The sequence below is a fragment of the Peiella sedimenti genome (assembly GCF_030504955.1).
Taxonomy (GTDB): domain Bacteria; phylum Pseudomonadota; class Alphaproteobacteria; order Caulobacterales; family Caulobacteraceae; genus Brevundimonas; species Brevundimonas sedimenti.
Genome location: NZ_JAUKTR010000001.1, coordinates 109,098 through 127,778, shown reverse-complemented (window position 1 = coordinate 127,778; position 18,681 = coordinate 109,098). Strand labels below are relative to the sequence as shown.

Sequence of the window (18,681 nt, the reverse complement as noted above, 5' to 3'; positions counted from 1 at the left end):
CATCGCCCTCAAGACCGGCCGCAGGAGGGCGCGCCGTTCGCGGGGCCTGTCGTCAGTCGTGTTCAAGGTCGATCCGGGGCTGAATCCGCACGAGCTGGCGCCGGTGTTCCGCCGCTTTGGCCGCATGCACATTCCCGGCATCCTCGACGCCCCGTCGGCCCAGCGCCTGGGCCAGGGCCTGCTGACCGCCCAGGGCTGGAGCCGCGCCGTCCACGTGGACGAGGGGCGCGACGTGGACTTCGCCGACTTCGATGAGGCCACCGACGAGGAGCGCGCCGCCGTCGAGGCCGCGACCTACGCTGCCGCCCGCGACGAGTTCCGCTACATGTTCGACACCATCCGCCTGAGCGAGCCGCCCGAGGGCGCGCCGCCGGTGGACCCCCTGCTGGAGGCTGCCGCCGCCTTTCTGCGCGGGCCCGAGTTCCTGGCCTTCATCCGGGCCCTGACCGGCGATGAGCGCCCCGTCTATGCCGACGCCATGGCGACGCGGTACCTGCCCGGCCACTTCCTGACCGCGCACGACGACCGGGCCGATCACCTGGATCGCCTCTACGCCTACGTCCTGAACCTGACGCCGCGCTGGCGGGCCGACTGGGGCGGGGTGCTGCTGTTCCTCGACGAGGAGGACCACGTGGAGGAGGGCTATGTGCCGGTGTTCAACTCGCTGAACATCTTCCGCGTGCCCCAGCGCCATGCGGTCTCGCTGGTGGCGCCCTTCGCCGGCGGCCCGCGCCTGGCCATCACCGGCTGGATCAGGGCTCGCCCGCCCCAGGACTGAGGCCCCCGGCCTGAAGCTCGCCCGGTTGGGGCGCCGAACTTGCGCTCCGCCCCTCGCATGTTACGGTTCTGTAATGCTGGGGGGCGAGATGGATATGACCACGCAGGACGCTGGCGCCGCAGGCCGCAGCCGGCCGGGCTGGCGCACCGCGCTTGACGACCACGGCCATGCGCGGCTGACCGGGTTCATCGACCGGGCCACGGCGGCCCTGGCCGCGGCCTCGGACCGGGTGCCGGACGAGGTGCTGGCGGCCCTGGCGGACCTGAACCTGGGCGAGCCGGTGGAGGTGCGCCGCCTGTCCCATCCCGCCGGAGAGGGCGGCCTGCCGCCCCTGCCGGGAGCTTATGGGTTCGTGCTGGACCTGTCCTTCGGCTGGCGCTCGCAGGACGGCGGGCTTCTGCTGTTCCAGGACGACGCGGCGCGCGTGCGCGGCTGGCGGCCCGAGGCCGGGGCCCTGACCCTGTTCGACAATGAGCAGGCCCCGGTGCTGAGCCTCGTCGCCCCCACGGCGCGGGCCGCGCGGATGTGCCTGATCGGCGGCTTCGCCTAAGGCCAAGTGGTCCGCTGGTCCGAAATCTGAGCTTCGCGGGCGTGCGGCCCGCTCAACCGATTTCGGCCTACAGGTCCAGCAGGAACCGAGCCGGATCCTCGAGCGCGTTCTTGATCCGCACCAGGAAGGTCACGGCCTCTTTCCCGTCGACGATGCGGTGATCGTAGCTGAGCGCCAGGTACATCATCGGCCGGATCTCGACCTGGCCGTTCACGGCCACCGGCCGCTGCACGATGTTGTGCATCCCCAGGATGCCGGACTGGGGCATGTTCAGGATCGGCGTCGACATCAGGCTGCCATAGACGCCGCCGTTGGTGATGGTGAAGGTGCCGCCCTGCAGCTGGTCCAGGCTGAGCTCGCCGTCGCGGGCGGCCTTGCCCAGCTCGGCGATGCCCTTCTCGATCTCGGCCAGAGACAGCTGGTCGGCGTCGCGCAGCACCGGCACCACCAGGCCCTTGTCGGTGCCGACGGCCACGCCGATGTCGTAGTGGTTCTTGTAGATGATGTCCGTGCCGTCGATCTCGGCGTTGACCGCCGGGATGGCCTTCAGCGCCGCCACGGTCGCCTTCACGAAGAAGGACATGAAGCCGAGTTTGACCCCGTGGGTCTTTTCGAACACGTCCTTGTAGCGGCCGCGCAGGGCCATGACCTCGGTCATGTCCACCTCGTTGAAGGTGGTCAGCTGGGCGGCGGTGTTCTGGCTCTCCTTCAGGCGCCGGGCGATGGTCTGGCGCAGGCGCGTCATGCGCACCCGCTCTTCGCGCGGTCCGGTCTCACGCGGCGCGGGGGGCGCGGAGGCGGCCGGGGCCGCCGCAGCGGGGGCCGCCTTCGGCGAGGCGGCGGCCTCAAGCGCGTCGCCCTTGGTTATGCGGCCGTCCTTGCCGGTGCCCTTGATGGAGGCGGGGTCCAGCTTCTCCTCGGCGACGATGCGCTGAACCGAAGGGGCCAGACGCTCTTCCGTCTTGGCGTCCGCCTTGGCGGCCTCGGCCTTCGGCGCCGGCTTGGCTTCGGCCTTGGCTTCAGGCTTGGCGGGCGCCGCGGCCGCGCCTTCGGTCACCCGGCCCAGCACGGTCCCCGGCGTCACCGAGGCGCCCTCCTCGGCCAGGATTTCAGACAGCACGCCGTCGGCGGGCGCCACGACTTCCAGCCCGACCTTGTCGGTCTCCAGCTCGACCAGCACCTCGTCCTTCTTGACCTGCTCGCCCACCTTCTTGGTCCAGCGCGCCACGCCCGCTTCGGTGACGGATTCGCCCAGGGCGGGGGTCATGATGTCGGCCATCGGTCTCGCTCGTTTTCTTCGGTCGTGTTCGGTTTATCAGCTTCGGCGGATCAGGCGAACGCCTCGTCGGTGAAGGCCTTCAGCTCCTTCAGGTGGCGGCTCATCAGGCCCGCGGCGGTCGAGGCGCTGGCCGGGCGGCCCACATAGCGGGCGCGCTTGGCCTTTATGTCCAGCTTCTCCAACGTCAGCTCCAGCCACGGATCGACGAAGGTCCAGCCGCCCATGTTCTTGGGCTCCTCCTGGCACCAGACCAGCTCGGCGCCGGGGAAGCGGGCCAGCTCGGTCATCAGCGACTTCATCGGCCACGGATAGAACTGCTCCAGGCGCAGGATGTAGACGTCATCCACGCCCTTCTCGTCGCGCGCGTCCAGCAGGTCGTAATAGACCTTGCCCGAGCACAGGATGACGCGGCGGATGTCCTTGTCCGCCTTCAGCTTGACCTTGACCACGTCGGGCCGGTTCTGGGCGTCGTCGTGCAGCACGCGGTGGAAGGACGAACCCTCCGCCATGTCCGCCAGGGTCGAGACCGCCTTCTTGTGCCGCAGCAGGCTCTTCGGCGTCATCAGGATCAGCGGCTTGCGGAAGGGCCGGTGCATCTGGCGGCGCAGGATGTGGAAGTAGTTGGCCGGCGTCGTGCAGTTGGCCACCTGCATGTTGTCCTCGGCGCACTGCTGAAGGAAGCGCTCGAGGCGAGCCGAGGAGTGCTCAGGCCCCTGGCCCTCATAGCCGTGCGGCAGCAAGAGCGTCAGACCGCTCATGCGCAGCCACTTGCGCTCGCCCGACGAGATGAACTGGTCGATGACCACCTGGGCGCCGTTCACGAAGTCGCCGAACTGGGCTTCCCACAGGACCAGGGTGTTCGGATCGGCCAGGGAGTAGCCGTACTCGAAGCCCAGCACCGCCTCTTCGGACAGGGCCGAATCGATCACCTCGAACGGCGCCTGGCCGTCGCGGAGGTGGTTCAGTGGCACGTAGCGCTCTTCGGTCACCTGATCGACGATGGCCGAGTGGCGCTGGCTGAAGGTGCCGCGCACGCTGTCCTGGCCGGACAGGCGCACCGGGAAGCCCTCGTCCAGCAGGCTGGCGAAGGCCAGGTGCTCGGCCGTGGCCCAGTCCAGGTCCTGGCCGGTGTCGATGGCCGTGCGGCGGCCGTCGATGACCCGGCGCAGCGTCTTGTGGCAGTTCACCTCGCCGGGAATGGTGGTGATCTTTTCGCCCAGCGCCTTCAGCTTGGCCATCGGCACGGCGGTTTCGCCGCGGCGCTCGTCGCCCTCGGGCAGGCCCAGGCCCTGCCACTTGCCGTCCAGCCAGTCGGCCTTGTTGGCCGCGTAGCTCTTGCCGGCGTCGAACTGCTGATCGAGGAAGGCCTCGAACTCGGCCACCAGCCTGTCGGCCTCTCCGGCGGCGATGACCCCCTCCTCCTCGAGCCGCTTGGCGTAGATCTCGCGCGTGGAGGCCTGGTCCTTGATGCGGCTGTACATCAGGGGCTGGGTGAAGGTCGGATCGTCGCCCTCGTTGTGGCCGAAGCGGCGGTAGCAGAACATGTCCACCACCGCGTCCTTGGCGAAGGTCTGGCGGAACTCGACGGCCACCTTGGTGGCGAACACCACGGCCTCGGGATCGTCGCCGTTCACATGGAAGATGGGCGCCTGCACCATCAGGGCCACGTCCGACGGATAGGGCGACGAGCGGCTGTTGCGCGGACTGGTCGTAAAGCCGATCTGGTTGTTGATGACGAAGTGCAGGGTGCCGCCGGTGCGATACCCCTTCAGCCCCATCAGGGCGAAGCACTCGGCCACCACGCCCTGTCCGGCGAAGGCCGCGTCGCCGTGGATCAGCAGCGGCATGACGGCCGAGCGCTCCAGCGCACCGGGCTTGTCCGCCTTGAGGTCAAAGGCCTGCTTGGCGCGCGCCTTGCCCAGCACCACCGGATTGACGATCTCCAGGTGGCTGGGGTTGGCCGTCAGCGACAGGTGAACCTTGTTGCCGTCGAACTCGCGGTCCGAGCTGGCTCCCATGTGGTACTTCACGTCGCCCGAGCCCTCGATGTCGCTCGGCAGCGACGATCCGCCCTGGAACTCGTGGAAGATGGCGGCGTAGGGCTTGCCCATGACGGCGGCCAGCACGTTCAGCCGTCCCCGGTGCGCCATGCCCAGCACGATCTGGTCGACGCCCATGGCGCCGCCGCGCTTGATCACCTGCTCCAGGGCCGGGACCATGGCCTCGCCACCGTCCAGGCCGAAGCGCTTGGTGCCGGGAAAGCGCTTGTGCAGGAAGCGCTCGAAGGTCTCGGCCTCGATCAGCTTCTTCAGGATCGCGACCTTGCCTTCGTTGGTGAAGGCGATCTCCTTGTCGCGGCCCTCGATGCGGTCCTGGATCCAGGCCTTCTCCGCCGGTTCGGCGATGTGCATGTACTGCACGCCCACCGAGCCGCAGTAGGTGCGCTCCAGAATGGCGATGACCTCGCGCAGGGTCGCCGTCTCCAGCCCCAGCACGTTGTCCAGGAAGATGGGCGTATCCAGCTCGTCGGCCGTGAAGCCCCAGAACTCGGGCGTCAGCTCCGGATTGTCGATGGGCTGCTCGATGCCCAGCGGGTCCAGCTTGGCGTGCAGATGACCCCGGATGCGATAGGCGCGGATCAGCATCAGCGCGCGCACCGAGGCCCGGGCGGCCGAGCGGATGTCGTCTTCGCTGGCGGCGGGGCGGGCCTCGCGCAGGGCCTGCTTGGTCTTGGCCTCGACGGCGGGCCAGACCCCGTCCATGCACGAGATTTCCTCCGAGCGCGGCGTCACGTCGGGGCGGCCCCAGCCGCCGGCGCGCGCGTTGGCGCGGACGGTCCCCGCGTCGTCCTTCAGCTGGTCGAAGAAGGCGCGCCACTCGGCCGAGACCGAGCCGGGATCAGACGCCCAGCGGGCGTGCAGCTCTTCGATGAATCCGGCGTTGGCGCCGTAAAGGAAGGAGGTCTCGGTGAAGACCTGGTTCAGCCGGCCGGAGTCGTCCGCCATCTTAGCTCGTCAGTCCCAAGGGCCCGCGGCGCACGTCTGCGCTGCGGCGCGATGTCGCTCATATAGGCCGTGTTTCTTGACGGGTCATGGCCGAAGCGAGGCGAAGGGCGGAAAAATCCCGCCCCGCGGTCAGCCCTTCAGCACCTCGACCAGGGTCTTGCCCAGGCGCGCGGGGGACGGCGACACGCGGATGCCCGCCGCCTCCATGGCCGCGATCTTGGATTCCGCATCGCCCTTGCCGCCCGAAACCACCGCGCCGGCATGGCCCATAGTGCGGCCCTTGGGAGCGGTCCGCCCGGCGATGAAGCCCACCATCGGCTTCCTGCGGCCCTTCTTGGCCTCGTCGATCAGGAACTGGGCGGCGTCTTCCTCGGCCGCGCCGCCGATCTCGCCGATCATGACGATCGACTGGGTGGCGTCGTCCGCGAGGAACATCTCCAGCACGTCGATGAACTCGGTGCCCTTGACCGGGTCGCCGCCGATGCCGACGGCCGTGGTCTGGCCCAGGCCCTCGTTGGTGGTCTGGAACACCGCCTCATAGGTCAGGGTGCCCGAGCGCGACACCACGCCGACCGAGCCCTTCTTGAAGATGGAGCCCGGCATGATGCCGATCTTGCACTCTTCCGGGGTCAGGATGCCGGGGCAGTTCGGCCCGAGCAGGCGCGAGTTCGAGCGGTCCAGCCGCGCCTTGACCCGCACCATGTCCAGCACCGGGATGCCCTCGGTGATGCAGACGATGAAGGGCACCTCGGCCTCGATGGCCTCGATGATGGCGTCGGCGGCGCCCGCCGGCGGCACATAGATCACGCTGGCGTTCGCGCCGGTCTTTTCGCGGCCCTCGGCGACGCTGGCGAAGATGGGCAGGCTCTCGCCTTCCGAGCCGTGCCAGACCTCGCCGCCCTTGGCCGGATGCACGCCGCCGACCATCTGGGTGCCGTAGTAGCGCAGCGCCTGTTCGGTGTGGAATGTGCCGGTCTTGCCGGTCAGGCCCTGGACCAGGACCTTGGTGTTCTTGTCGACGAGGATGGACATGTCTGAACTCGGAGCTTTCGTGTCTGCGGGCGGAGGCGGCGTTTAGCCCACCGCCGCGACGATCTTCTGGGCCGCGTCGTCCAGGTCATCGGCGGCCGTGATAGCCAGGCCCGACTCGTTCAGAATCTTCTTGCCCAGCTCGACATTGGTGCCTTCCAGGCGCACCACCAGCGGCACCTTGAGGCCCACTTCCTTGACCGCCGCGACCACGCCCTCGGCGATGACGTCACAGCGCATGATGCCGCCGAAGATGTTGACCAGGATGCCCTCGACCGCCGGATCGGCGGTGATGATCTTGAAGGCCGCGGCGACCTTCTCCTTGGAGGCGCCGCCGCCCACGTCGCAGAAGTTGGCGGGCTCTTTGCCGTACAGCTTGATGATGTCCATGGTCGCCATGGCCAGGCCGGCGCCGTTGACCATGCAGCCGATGTTCCCGTCCAGAGCGACGTAGGCCAGGTCCCACTTGGAGGCCTCGATCTCCTTGGCGTCCTCTTCGGTCTCGTCGCGCAGGGCCTGGATGTCCGCATGGCGGAACAGGGCGTTGCCGTCGAAGGAGACCTTGGCGTCCAGCACGCGCAGACGGCCGTTCTCCATGACGATCAGGGGATTGATCTCGAGCAGGCTCATGTCCTTCTCGACGAAGGCCCGGTAGAGCAGCGGGAACAGGAACTCGCCGTCCTGGGCCGCCTGGCCGTCCAGCTTCAGCGCCGCGTTGATCTTGCTGACGTCGGCCGAAGTGACGCCCGCCTCGGGGTCGATGGCGACGGTCAGGATCTTCTCGGGCGTGTCGTGGGCCACGGCCTCGATGTCCATGCCGCCCTCGGTGGAGACCACGAAGGCCACCCGGCCCACCGACCGGTCCACCAGCAGCGAGCAGTACAGCTCGCGGGCGATGTCGGCGCCGTCCTCGATATAGAGGCGGTTGACCTGCTTGCCGTTCGGGCCCGTCTGGGCGGTGACCAGCGTATTGCCCAGCATCTCACGGGCGTTGGCGACCACCTCGTCGATGGACCTGGCCAGGCGCACCCCGCCCTTGGCGCCCTCGCCCAGCTCCTTGAACCTGCCCTTGCCGCGCCCGCCGGCGTGGATCTGCGACTTCACCACGTACAGCGGCCCGGGCAGCTGCTTCGCCGCGGCCTCGGCCTGATCGGCGCTGGTGATGGCCACGCCCTCGGCGACCGGCGCGCCATAGCCTTTCAGGAGCTGTTTGCCCTGGTACTCGTGGATGTTCATGGAAGCCGTGCGACCCTAGGGGAGAAACGTCGCGCCGCTTATAGGCGGCGCCCTTTTGCGGGCGCAACCGCCTCCTTGAAATCAGGGCGCGCGGCCTATCGCACCCAGTCCCGCTCCATGGTCCTGGCGGCCATCAGGAACAGGGCCCCGGCCACCAGATAGAGCGAGGCGCCGGTCATGATGGAATAGCGCAGGGCCTCGGCGCCGAAGTGCGGCGTCAGCAGGGTCGAGATCTCGCCCAGCACATAGATGCCCCCGCCGATGCCCAGCAGGTTGTTGAAGAGCAGGAAGATCGCCGAGGCCATGGCCCGCATCTCCGGCGGCGCCAGATGCTGGAAGGCCGAGAGCGCCGGGCCCAGCCAGACCAGGCCCAGCGCCGTCGGAATCAGGAACAGCACCACCGCGATGCTCGGCGAGGGCGCCAGCACCCCGGCCACGTACATGGGAAAGGCCAGGAAGAAGGCGGCGGCGGGCACGAGCGCGTAGGCGGACTTCTTAGCCTTGCCCAGCCAGTCGGCCAGAACGCCGCCGGCGATGATGCCCAGGCTGCCGCCGACGAACAGCACGCCCCCGAACAGCCAGCCCGTCTCGATGATCCCCAACTCGAAGCTGCGCGCGAAGAAGCTGGGCAGCCAGAAGAAGACGCCGTAGCCCATCATCGACGAGCACGAGGCGCCGAAGGTCAGGAACCAGAAGGCGGGCTTTTTGGACAGGAGCTTGAGGGTCGCCAGCACGCCAGGACGCCGCGCCGCGGCTCCGGCTCCAGCTTCGGCGGCGGGGGCGGCCGGCGCCGCGTCCAGGCCGCCGCGCCGGGGCTCGCGCACGGTCAGCCAGAAGACCGGGGCCAGCACCACGCCGGCCAGACCGACGATGATGAAGGCGGACCGCCAGTCGAGGCCCTCGCCAAGCGCGCCCCCGGCGATCTGGGCGCCGGCGATGACGCCGAAGGCGCTGCCGATCGGGATTCCCAGCGAGTAGATCGCCAGGGCGCGCGCCCGGCTCTGGGGCGGGAAGTAATCGGCGATCAGCGAATAGGAGGGGGCGACGCCGCCCGCCTCGCCGATGCCGACGCCGACGCGCGAGGCGAACAGCTGCCAGAAGTTGCCCGCCATGCCGCACAGGGCGGTGAAGGCGCTCCACAGGGTCAGGGACACCGCCACGATCCGCACCCGGCTCGTCCGGTCGGCCAGCCAGGCGATCGGCACCCCCAGCGTTGAATAGAGCGCGGCGAAGGCGATGCCGCCCAACAGGCCCAGCTGCCGGTCCGACAGGTTCAGCTCTTCGCGGATCGGGATGGCCAGGATCGAGATGATCTGCCGGTCCAGGAAGTTGAAGGCGTAGACCAGAAAGAGCATCGCCAGCACGAAGTAGCGATAGCCCGGCCTCTCGGCGGGCGCGGCGGCGGCCTCGGTCATGCTCATTCCCCCAATACAGGCGCTCGCGCCGACCCTAGCGGGGCCCTCGTTCGCGGCAAGAAAAAAGGGCGGCGAACCTTCCAGCTCGCCGCCCTCGACTTCAGATCGTCCGGCGCCTCAGAAGCGGGCCGTGAAGGTCACGCTCCAGGTGCGCGGCGCGCCGTAATAGGCGGTGCGGATGCCGCCCACCGTCGAGAACTCCTGGGCGTCGGTCTTGTAGACCTCGTCGCTCAGGTTCCGGCCGTAGAGACCCAGCGTGTAGTGGTCGTCCGCGCTCGTCCAGACCAGCTGGGCGTCGTACAGCCAGTAGGCGTCCTGGAACATGGAATCGATGCGGGTGGTCGCGTTGACCTCGGTGTTGTCCACCGCCAGCGCCATCTCCGAGCGATAGCGGGCCTGGCCGCCCAGGGTCAGCGAGCCGTTGTCGCCCAGCTGGAAGGCGTAGGCGCCCGCCAGGCGCGTCGTCCATTCCGGCGAGAAGGCCGGAGTCTGGAAGGCGCGGCTGCCGCCGAAGGCGGTGAAGCGCACGTCCTCGAACTCGCCATAGCTGGCGTCCAGATAGCCGACCTGGGCCTCCAGGGTCAGGTTGTCGATCGGCGCGGCCAGCAGCTCCAACTCGGCGCCCTGGGTGATCAGCTCGCCGGCGTTCAGCACCGTCAGCGAGATGGAGCAGGGCAGCGACGGCGTGGCCGGGTTCACCACGCAATCCGACACGCGGGCCTGGAAGTCGCTGTACTCGTTGTAGAACAGGGCCACGTTGGCGCGCAGGCGGCCGTCGAACCAGTCGGTCTTGGCCCCGGCTTCATAGCTGATCACCGTTTCCGGGTCGTAGGGCTGCTGCTCACCGGGGTTGTTGGCCCGGCCGTTGAAGCCGCCCGACTTGAAGCCATGCGAAACGCGGGCATAGACCATGGCGTCCTCGCTCAGGCGGTAGTCCGCCGACAGCATCGGCGAGACCGACGACCAGTCGTTCGACACGTCGAAGGTGAACACCGGGTCCAGATTGAAGGGCTGCAGGATGCCGTCGATCAGGGGAATGCCCGTCAGCGGGATGGTCCAGTCCTGGGTCGTGGTGCGCCAGTAATCCTTGCTCTCGTGGGTATAGCGCACGCCGGCCGTGACCCGCAGGGCGTCCGTCACGTCGAAGTTGGCGTTGGCGTAGGCGGCCCAGCTGGTGGTGTCCAGGTCGTCCGCGATGGTGCGGGTGAAGCCGGTGGGCAGGCCCAGCGTCGTGAACAGGTCGTCGCCATAGGCCGCCTGCTCCGAGACGATGTTCTCCTGCATGTAGTAGACGCCGCCCACGCCGGTCAGACGCCCGCCGTTGTCCCAGTTCAGCTGGAACTCCTGGCTCAGCTGGGTCTGATCGACGCCCACGAAGACGTCGCCGCCCAGTTCGAAGCGCGTCGCGTCGATGTCGATGTAGTCGTCGTACGACAGCTCACGATAGGCCGTGATCGAGCGCAGGGTCAGGCTGTCGCTCAGGTCCAGGGTGGCCGTGGCCGACACGCCCCAGTGGCTCAGCGGCGACTCGTTCGGCAGGGTCGGCGTGGTCTGCGAGCGGAAGTCCCACTCGCTGCCCGGCGCAGGGGCCAGCTGGCGGTTGGTGCGCGTGCCGAGAGCCAGGTCCGTCGTATAGACGGTGCTTTCCAGGCGGCCCACCGTCATGGCCGAGCGCTGCTGGGTGGCGTCCGCCGCCAGGTCCAGGCGGAAGTTGTCGCGCGGCGTCCACGAGGCGGCCAGGCGCGCCGCCGTCACATTGCGGTCGTTGTAGGTGCGGCCATAGGTGAACGAGTCGGTGACATAGCCGTCGCGGTCCGCGATCAGCACGGCGCCGCCGATGGCCCACTGGTCGTTGATGGGCGCCGCGCCGCTGATGCGCACGGCGCGCTCGTTGTAGTCGCCGTAGGTCAGCGAGGCGTTGCCGTACGGGCCCTGGTCAGGCGTGCGCGTCACCAGGCGAACGGCGCCGCCGATGGTGTTCTTGCCGTACAGGGTGCCCTGGGGCCCGCGCAGCACCTCGACGCGCTGCAGGTCCAGCAGCTCCAGCTGGGTGCCGCGGATGCGCGACAGATAGACGTCGTCCACATACACGCCGACGGCCGGGTCAAAGGTCTGCAGGGCGTCGGGCTGGCCGATGCCGCGGATGTAGATGTTGGTCGAGTCCGACGAGCCGCGCCCCTGGACGATGTTCAGGTTCGGCACCGCGCCCTGCAGGTCGGTGACATTGGTGGCGCCGCGCTCCTCCAGTTCCTCGCCCGAGAAGGCCGAGATGGACAGCGGGGTTTCCTGCAGCCGCTCCTCGGTGCGGCGGGCGGTGACGACCACCTCTTCGACCGCCGTGGCGCCGGGCTGAGCGTCCTGGGCGTAGGCGCCCACGGACATGACGGACCAGGCAGCCCCCGCGAGGAGGGCGGACTTGGTGAATGCACGCATCGGTATTCCCCCGTAGAACAACCCTTATTTGGGTTTATTCAGTGATAAATGATTTTATTGGAAAGTGCGCTTTCAGGACCCGCCTGTCAAACGGGCGGGGGCTGGTCTGGGGCTCAATCGGCCGCTAGCGTTGCCGTCCGGGCACAGAGCGGTCTGGACACAGAGCGGCCTGGGTACAGCGAGGGTCCGCGCGCAGAGGGGTGCGAAGCGTCATGGCCTTGGAGGCAGGCAAGCCCGCGAATGGGCGGCGCAAGGGCGCGAACGGCGGCAAGCGCGGCCGCCCGCCCAAGACGCTGGCCGGCGGCGATACGCGCGACACCATACTGGACGCCGCCGAGGATCTGTTTTCCAAGCACGGCTTTTACGGCGTCACCATCCGCGAGGTGGCGGCCGAGGCGGGCGTCGATACGGCGCTGGTGCACTACTATTTCGGGGCCAAGCGCGAGCTGTTCGACTCGGTCTTCCTGCGCCGGGCGCACATCTGGCACCGCGAGCGGCTGGACGCCATGAACCGCTACGCCGCCGAGGCCGGCCAGAACATGACGCTGGAGGGCGTGCTCGACGCCTTCGTGCGGCCGGTCTTCGACTGGTCCGAAAAGGGCGGCCCGGGCTGGAAGCACTACGCCTCGCTGGTGGCCCAGGCCAACGCCAATCCGGTATGGGGCGGCGAAACCATGACCCGCTACTTCGACCCGGCGGTGCACCGGCTGATCGAGCTGATCGGCCAGCTGTTTCCCGAGACCGACCCGCGCCAGGTCTATTGGGCCTATCATCAGCTGTCGGGCGCCCTGACCTTGACCCTGGGTGAGACGGGGCGCCTCGACCGCCTGTCCGGCGGTCTGTGCCGATCGGGCGACCTCGAATCGGCCAAGGCCTACATGATCAAGTTTGCTGCGGCGGGCTTCCGTTCCGTCTGTGAGAGCGCCCCCCTCACCCCAGGAACATCTCCCACAGCAGGCGCCCCGGCAGGAAGCTGAGCGCGCCCGCCAGCAGCAGCCCCCCCACGAACAGGCCCGTCATCTCGCGGCTGTGTCGCGCCACCTGATGCCGGCGGGCGGCGAATACCGCCATGGGCAGCACGATGATGGTCCAGCCGCTGAGCAGGTGGATGAAGCTGAACGCCCCGCCGTTGATCTGGCGGATGAATAGTGAGCTGACCGCCGTCACCGCCATGGCGATGACCCAGGTCCAGCCCAGCGTCCGGTGTACCCTGTTTCCCTTCACGCCAAGAAGCAGCACGACCCCGATCGACAGGGCGGTCAGCGCCCCGCCCAGGTGGACGACGACGGCGGGCGGAACCTCACCAAGCAGCGACAGGTCCGGGGCGTGCAGCCGCCCCCCGGCCCTGACGCTCAGCCAGCTCAGGCCCCCGACGACCAGAGCCATGAGGGACAGCACCCGCCAGTCGGTGAACGGGTTGCGGGCGATGCGCTCCGGCCGCTTGGGCTTGGAACGGGACAGGGCAAGGTCAGACATGCGGGTCTCCATCGGATCGATGGGCAGACCTCAGCGTCGCGCCCGGCGCCTCGCAATCTTGCTTGCGTGGAGCGCCGCCGTCTCTTCGCGAGCCGCGGCCGCCCGCCGTTCGCGCTTCGTGAACGGTCGGGCCGTGCGCAGCCGCTTGAGCTCCCTCGGAACTGTGCGCAGCGTCAACTAATCAGGTGACGCGCCAGAGCCTCGGGGCAGCACGTCAAAGGTGACAATTGGTCTTTAGATCTCCGACCGGATCCCGAGATCCGCCTTCGCGCGATAGACGACAAGTTGAGATCCGATCGGGCAGGTGTAGTCGGCGACGTAGGTGCGGTCCGAAAGCCGCGCGCGGACAGTCACCTCGCCACACCGTCGCCGCGATAAGTCACGCACCTCCCGCCAGGAATCTGGATCGAGCCGTTGCGCTGTCGAGCAATCCTGGCCCGACGCAATGCAACGTTCGATTTCTCTGACAGCTCGAGCCTCGAACTGGCTCAGCTCATCCGTCGGCGCGCAACCGCCCACGACGGCCAGCAGAATGATGGATCGCACTGGCTGCTACCTTTGCCCCTTTCTCTCATGCCGAGCACTCTGCCGGGCGGACGGGCCGGGTCAAGGATGACCCTTCAGGCCACCGCTCTGGCGGCGCGAGTCTGCACAGGCTCGCGTCCTTTACGCGGGGCTGCCCCGCCCGGCTGACATACAGCTGAGAGGTGACGCTCGATCCTCCTCCCGTTGAAGTAGGAGTCCATCGGTGAAGCTGACCAGCTAACGGTTCTTGTTCCCACAGGCGCAGAGGGGATTGTCACCGTGCCGCGCCCGCCTCGGCTTCCCGACCGCGCCGGATCATGCTTTGCAGGGGGAATGGGGATCGGCGTCAGGTTCGAACAGATCAGGCCGTGGCTGCAGGGCCTGGCCGTGGCGGCGCTGGCGGGACTGTTTCTGGCCGCGGTCGGGGCCTTCGGCAGCGATGGCGCTCCGGCGCCCATCCGCTACGGCTACTGGCTCACCACCATGGTGGGCGGCGCCATGATCGCCGGCGTGGCGGCCTGGCCGATCAGCCGCATGAAATCGCTCGAGCGCCGGCCCTGGCTGATGTGGGCGGTGATGAGCCCGGCCATCGCCGCACCCATCACCGTCTTCGTCTGGCTGGTCACGCCGCTGTTTTTCGACGGCGTCTGGGCAGGCGGCACCCTGCTGGCCTTCTTCCCGCCGGTGCTGATCATCTGCGCCGCCATGACCGGCATCAACCTTCTGCTGCACCGCCAGCCCGTCGAGACTCACGCCGCCGCGCCGGGTGGCGGGCCCGCCCCCTTCCTCGAACGCCTGCCCCTCAAGCTGAAGGGGGCCCAGGTGATCGCCGTCCAGGCCGAGGACCACTACCTGCGCATCCATACGGATCGCGGCTCGGACCTGATCCTTATGCGCCTTGCCGACGCCGTGCGCGAACTGGAGGGCATCGAGGGGGCCCAGGTCCACCGCAGCTGGTGGGCGGCCCGGTCCGCGGTCAGGGACGTGCGCCGGGGCGACGGCCGCGCCACCCTGATCCTGGACGGCGGGCTCGAGGCGCCGGTCAGCCGCACCTACGCTCGCGCCCTGCGGGCCGAAGGCTGGTATTGAGGCCGCCATGCGTCTCAGCCTGAACCCCGCCCTCGATCCCGACGCCTTCGCAGAGGGCTATGCCCGCGACCGGGCCGTACAGGTGGCGGGGATTTTCCCCGAGGATCAGGCCGAGGCCCTGCACGATCTGCTGGCGCGGCGCACGCCCTGGAAGCTGGCCTGGGGCGACGAGGCCGCCGGCAAGGCCATGGTCACTTCGCGCGAGGATCTCGAGGCCATGGGGCCCGAGGGTCGCCGTCGCCTGATGGAGACCATCTACGCCCAGGCCGCCCGCAACATCGGCTACGTCTACAACGTCTATCCGATGATCACGGCCTATATGTCGGGCTGGGACCCCGGCCATCCGCTGCACGCCGTGACCGAGTTCCTGCAGACCGACGAGTTCCGCGACTTCGGCCGGCGCATCATCCGGGCCAGCCGCATCACCAAGACCGACGCCCAGGCCACCTTCTACGCGCCCGGCCACTTCCTGACGCGGCACATCGACGATGGCCGCATCAAGGAACGGCGCGCGGCCTACACCCTATCCTTCTGCAAGGGCTGGGAGCCCGACTGGGGCGGCCTGCTGGCCTTTCAGGACGCCGACATGAACATCGAGCGCGCCTATACCCCGCAGTGGAACACCCTGACCCTGTTCGACGGACTGCGCATGCACTCGGTGACGGCCGTCGCGCCCTTCGCGCCCACCGGTCGCTATTCCATCACCGGCTGGCTCAGGGACGACCCGCCGGCGGGCGGGTGACCGACAGCCGGTTCTTCGCCCACTCTTCCCGGCTCTGACCCCAGGCGTTGACCGGCATGTGCTCGAAGGGCGGCGGCATCGTCACCGGGCCGATCATCCGCGAACCCAGCCGTTCGGCCACCCGCGCCGACGGCGTGTTCTCCGGGTCGATGCAGTGGATGACCTCGTTCCAGCCCAGCACGTCAAAGGCATAGTCCATGGCCGCCGCAGCGCCCTCGGTCGCATAGCCCTTGCCCCAGGCGGCGCGGTGCAGGCCCCAGCCCACCTCGGTCCCCGGCCAGCCCAGCGGCGTCCACGGGCCCAGCCGTCCGACCCAGCGGCCGGTCGCCTTCTCGATGACCGAGAACATGGCCACGCCCGTCAGATGCCAGGCGCCGGCCATGGTCATCATGCCGCGCCATGCCTGGGCCGCCGGCTGCACCCCGCCGATGAAACGCGCCGTCTCGGGGTCGGCCATCATCTCGGCCCAGCCCTTGAAGTCTTCCGCCTGCGTGGGCCTCAGGATCAGGCGTTCGGTTTCAATCCGCACATCCGCGCGCATGGTCATCCCCTCTTCATCGCCTGCTGTGGCCGGGTTCGCGCTCCGGCTCAAGCGCCCGCCCTTGCGATCTCCAGCACGCCCCTGACGGCGGCCCGCCAACCCTTCAGCAGCCGGTCGCGCTCATTCCGTCCCATGCGGGGCTTCCATTCAGCCGGTTCCCCCTCAGGCCCGCTGACCTCGAGCCCCGCGCCCATGGCCGCCAGCCGCGCCGCGCCGAGCGCCGTCATCTCCTGGAAGGCGGGCCGCTCCACCTCCACCTGACAAATGTCGGCCAGGAACTGCATGGCGAAGGCGTTCGCCGTAACCCCGCCGTCCACCTTCAGCCGCTTCGGCCGGACCACGCCGTCCGCCGCCATGGCCGTGAGCAGGTCCTCGGTCTGGTAGGCCAGGGATTCCAGACCCGCCCGCACCACATTCGACCGGCCCGCGTCCGGCGTCAGGCCGACGATGGCAGCCCGCGCCTCGGCCGACCAATGCGGCGCCCCCAGCCCCGCGAAGCCGGGAACCAGGTAGACGCCGCCGTTATCCCTCAGCCCCTGGGCCGCCGCCTCGCTGTCGCGGCTGGCCCCTATCAGGCCCAGCCCGTCCCTCAGCCAGCCGATGGTGGCCCCCGCGAAGAAGATGGAGCCCTCCAGCGCATAGGCGGCCCGACCGCCCACTCGCCAGGCCAGGGTGGTGAGCAGCCGCGCCGACGAGGCCTTGGGAGCGCCCGTCTCGGCCACCAGGAAGGCGCCCGTGCCGTAGGTGATCTTGACCGTCCCCGGCTCCAGCCCGCCATGCCCGATCAGGGCGGCCTGCTGATCCCCCGCCGAGCCGCGAATGGGGACGGCGCGGCCCAGCAGCGACGGCTCGGTCTCGCCCAGGTCTCCCGAGCAGTCGACGATCTCGGGCAGCGTGGCGCGCGGCACGCGGAACAGCTCCAGCAGGCGGTCGTCCCACTGAATGCGCTCCAGATCCATCAGCAGGGTCCGGGCCGCGTTCGACGCATCGGTCTGGAACCGCGCACCGCCGGTCAGCCGGAACATCAGCCAGCAGTCGATGGTGCCCAGGCACAACTCGCCCGCTTCGGCCCGCGCGCGGGCGCCCTCGACGCGGTCCAGCAGCCAGGCCGCCTTGGTGGCCGAGAAGTAGGGATCGAGCAGCAGGCCGGTGCGCGCCCGCACCTCGTCCTCCAGCCCCTGCCCGCGAAGGCCCGCGCAGACCTCGGCCGTCCTGCGGTCCTGCCAGACGATGGCCGGCGCCAGCGGGCGCCCGGTGGCCCGCTCCCAAAGCACCACCGTCTCGCGCTGGTTGGTCAGGCCGATGGCGGCGATGCGCTCCACTCCGCCCGCCTCGCGCACGGCCTCGCGGCAGGTCTGCAAGGCCGCCTGCCAGATCTCTTCGGCATCGTGCTCGACCCAGCCCGGCTGGGGGTAGGATTGCTTCAGCGCGATCTGCTTCAGCGCTACGGGCCGCAGGGCCTGGTCAAAGACGATGGCGCGGGTCGAAGTGGTGCCCTGGTCGATGGCGAGGATCAGGTCCGGCACGGGCGAAGGCTCCCTAATGTGACGCGCCGTCACTTTCAGCTATGAGCGCCGACATGACCATGCCCCCGACCTACGCCGATGTTCTGGACGCCGCCGAACGCCTCAAGGGCCAGGCCGTGCGCACGCCGCTGATCGAGAGCCCGGCCCTCAACGAGCGCATCGGCGGGCGCGTACTGCTCAAGGCCGAGACGCTCCAGATCTCGGGCAGTTTCAAGTTTCGCGGCGCCTACAACCGCATCAGCCGTCTGTCGGAAGATGAGAAGCGGCGCGGCGTGGTGGCCTTCTCCTCGGGCAATCACGCCCAGGGCGTGGCCGCCGCGGCGAAGCGCGTGGGGTGCCCCGCCGTTATCGTCATGCCGGCGGACAGCCCTCGCGTGAAGATGGAGGGTGTGCGCGCCTTTGGCGGCGAGATCCGCGCCTACGACCGCTGGACGGAGAGCCGTGAGGCCATAGGCGCCGAGCTGGCCCGCGAGCGAGGCGCGGTGTTGGTTCCGCCCTTCGATGACCCGTTCGTCATTGCCGGCCAGGGCACGTCCGGTCTTGAGATCATCGAGGACGCTGAGGCGCTCGGCCTCCCCATCGACCGGCTTCTGTGCGGCGCCTCGGGCGGCGGTCTTCTGGCGGGCCTCAACCTGGTCTTGGCCGAGCGCAGCCCGGACACTCGGGTCTTTGTGATCGAGCCCGCCGCATTCGACGATCACGCCCGGTCCCTCGCGGCAGGCGAGCGCATCACGCTGCCGCCGGGCGAGCCCTCCATCTGCGACGCCCTGATGTCGCCCTTCCCCGGCGAGATCACCTTTCCCATCAACCAGCCACGCTTGGCCGGCGCCCTGACCGTGACCGACGACGAGGTGCGCGACGCCATGCGTTTCGCCTTCCGACATCTGAAGCTGGTGGTCGAGCCGGGCGGCGCGGTCTCGCTGGCGGCGCTGCTGGCCGGCCAGGTCGAAGGCTCAGGCGTGACGGTACTCATGCTGACCGGCGGCAACGTCGATCCGCATCAATTCGCCGAAATCATCACCGTCTGAGCGGCTCAACCGCACGCGGGCGCCTTTTC

15 protein-coding genes are annotated in these 18,681 nt (G+C 69.0%); 6 read left to right on the top strand and 9 right to left on the bottom strand.

What is annotated here, in order from left to right:
- The first annotated feature begins 58 nt into the window (after positions 1–58).
- Positions 59–778 (top strand): 2OG-Fe(II) oxygenase, encoded by a 720-nt coding sequence (locus Q0812_RS00650; RefSeq protein ID WP_302108360.1) that lies wholly within the window; start codon positions 59–61, stop codon positions 776–778.
- 88 nt (positions 779–866) lie between these two features.
- A complete protein-coding gene (locus tag Q0812_RS00645; protein ID WP_302108359.1) occupies positions 867–1,328 on the top strand; it encodes a 2OG-Fe(II) oxygenase family protein in 462 nt (153 codons plus the stop codon).
- Positions 1,329–1,395: 67 nt separating this feature from the next.
- Here Q0812_RS00645 and odhB read toward each other — a convergent pair whose 3' ends face one another.
- The 6 genes from odhB to Q0812_RS00615 all read right to left on the bottom strand — a co-directional run bounded on the left by odhB (position 1,396) and on the right by Q0812_RS00615 (position 11,725).
- Positions 1,396–2,607, bottom strand: coding sequence for a 2-oxoglutarate dehydrogenase complex dihydrolipoyllysine-residue succinyltransferase (gene odhB / locus Q0812_RS00640; RefSeq protein WP_302108358.1), 1,212 nt, complete (start codon positions 2,605–2,607; stop codon positions 1,396–1,398).
- A 50-nt stretch (positions 2,608–2,657) separates the two neighbouring features.
- Positions 2,658–5,612: a 2-oxoglutarate dehydrogenase E1 component gene (locus tag Q0812_RS00635; RefSeq protein WP_302108357.1), complete on the bottom strand. Its 2,955-nt coding sequence runs from the start codon at positions 5,610–5,612 to the stop codon at positions 2,658–2,660.
- A gap of 129 nt (positions 5,613–5,741) precedes the next feature.
- Positions 5,742–6,644, bottom strand: a complete 903-nt coding sequence (sucD, locus tag Q0812_RS00630) for a succinate--CoA ligase subunit alpha (RefSeq protein ID WP_302108356.1) — start codon at positions 6,642–6,644, stop codon at positions 5,742–5,744.
- Between the two features lie 42 nt (positions 6,645–6,686).
- Positions 6,687–7,877 (bottom strand): ADP-forming succinate--CoA ligase subunit beta, encoded by a 1,191-nt coding sequence (gene sucC / locus Q0812_RS00625; protein WP_302108355.1) that lies wholly within the window; start codon positions 7,875–7,877, stop codon positions 6,687–6,689.
- Between the two features lie 95 nt (positions 7,878–7,972).
- The gene (locus Q0812_RS00620; protein ID WP_302108354.1) at positions 7,973–9,292 is read right to left on the bottom strand and encodes a spinster family MFS transporter; all 1,320 of its coding nucleotides are present in this window, start codon (positions 9,290–9,292) and stop codon (positions 7,973–7,975) included.
- A gap of 117 nt (positions 9,293–9,409) precedes the next feature.
- On the bottom strand, positions 9,410–11,725 hold the full coding sequence (locus Q0812_RS00615; protein ID WP_302108353.1) for a TonB-dependent receptor: 2,316 nt from the start codon (positions 11,723–11,725) through the stop codon (positions 9,410–9,412).
- 212 nt (positions 11,726–11,937) lie between these two features.
- On the opposite strand from Q0812_RS00615, the gene Q0812_RS00610 reads away from it, so the two are divergent.
- Positions 11,938–12,702, top strand: a complete 765-nt coding sequence (locus tag Q0812_RS00610; protein ID WP_302108352.1) for a TetR/AcrR family transcriptional regulator — start codon at positions 11,938–11,940, stop codon at positions 12,700–12,702.
- On the opposite strand, the gene Q0812_RS00605 is transcribed toward Q0812_RS00610, so the two are convergent.
- Complete coding sequence (locus Q0812_RS00605) at positions 12,656–13,111, bottom strand: DUF2306 domain-containing protein (RefSeq protein WP_302109185.1); 456 nt, start codon at positions 13,109–13,111, stop codon at positions 12,656–12,658. The two genes, Q0812_RS00610 and Q0812_RS00605, sit on opposite strands and share 47 nt — an antisense overlap.
- A 948-nt stretch (positions 13,112–14,059) precedes the next feature.
- Between Q0812_RS00605 and Q0812_RS00600 the strand changes: the two genes are divergently transcribed.
- A complete protein-coding gene (locus Q0812_RS00600; RefSeq protein WP_302108351.1) occupies positions 14,060–14,815 on the top strand; it encodes a LytTR family DNA-binding domain-containing protein in 756 nt (251 codons plus the stop codon).
- 7 nt (positions 14,816–14,822) lie between these two features.
- Complete coding sequence (locus Q0812_RS00595) at positions 14,823–15,557, top strand: 2OG-Fe(II) oxygenase (RefSeq protein WP_302108350.1); 735 nt, start codon at positions 14,823–14,825, stop codon at positions 15,555–15,557.
- On the opposite strand, the gene Q0812_RS00590 is transcribed toward Q0812_RS00595, so the two are convergent.
- Positions 15,529–16,104, bottom strand: a complete 576-nt coding sequence (locus tag Q0812_RS00590; protein ID WP_425281533.1) for a GNAT family N-acetyltransferase — start codon at positions 16,102–16,104, stop codon at positions 15,529–15,531. The two genes, Q0812_RS00595 and Q0812_RS00590, sit on opposite strands and share 29 nt — an antisense overlap.
- Positions 16,105–16,145: 41 nt before the next feature.
- On the bottom strand, positions 16,146–17,624 hold the full coding sequence (glpK, locus tag Q0812_RS00585) for a glycerol kinase GlpK (RefSeq protein ID WP_302108349.1): 1,479 nt from the start codon (positions 17,622–17,624) through the stop codon (positions 16,146–16,148).
- A 59-nt stretch (positions 17,625–17,683) separates the two neighbouring features.
- Here glpK and Q0812_RS00580 point away from each other — a divergent pair, with 59 nt between their 5' ends.
- Positions 17,684–18,652 (top strand): threonine ammonia-lyase, encoded by a 969-nt coding sequence (locus Q0812_RS00580; protein ID WP_302109183.1) that lies wholly within the window; start codon positions 17,684–17,686, stop codon positions 18,650–18,652.
- Positions 18,653–18,681: the final 29 nt, after the last annotated feature.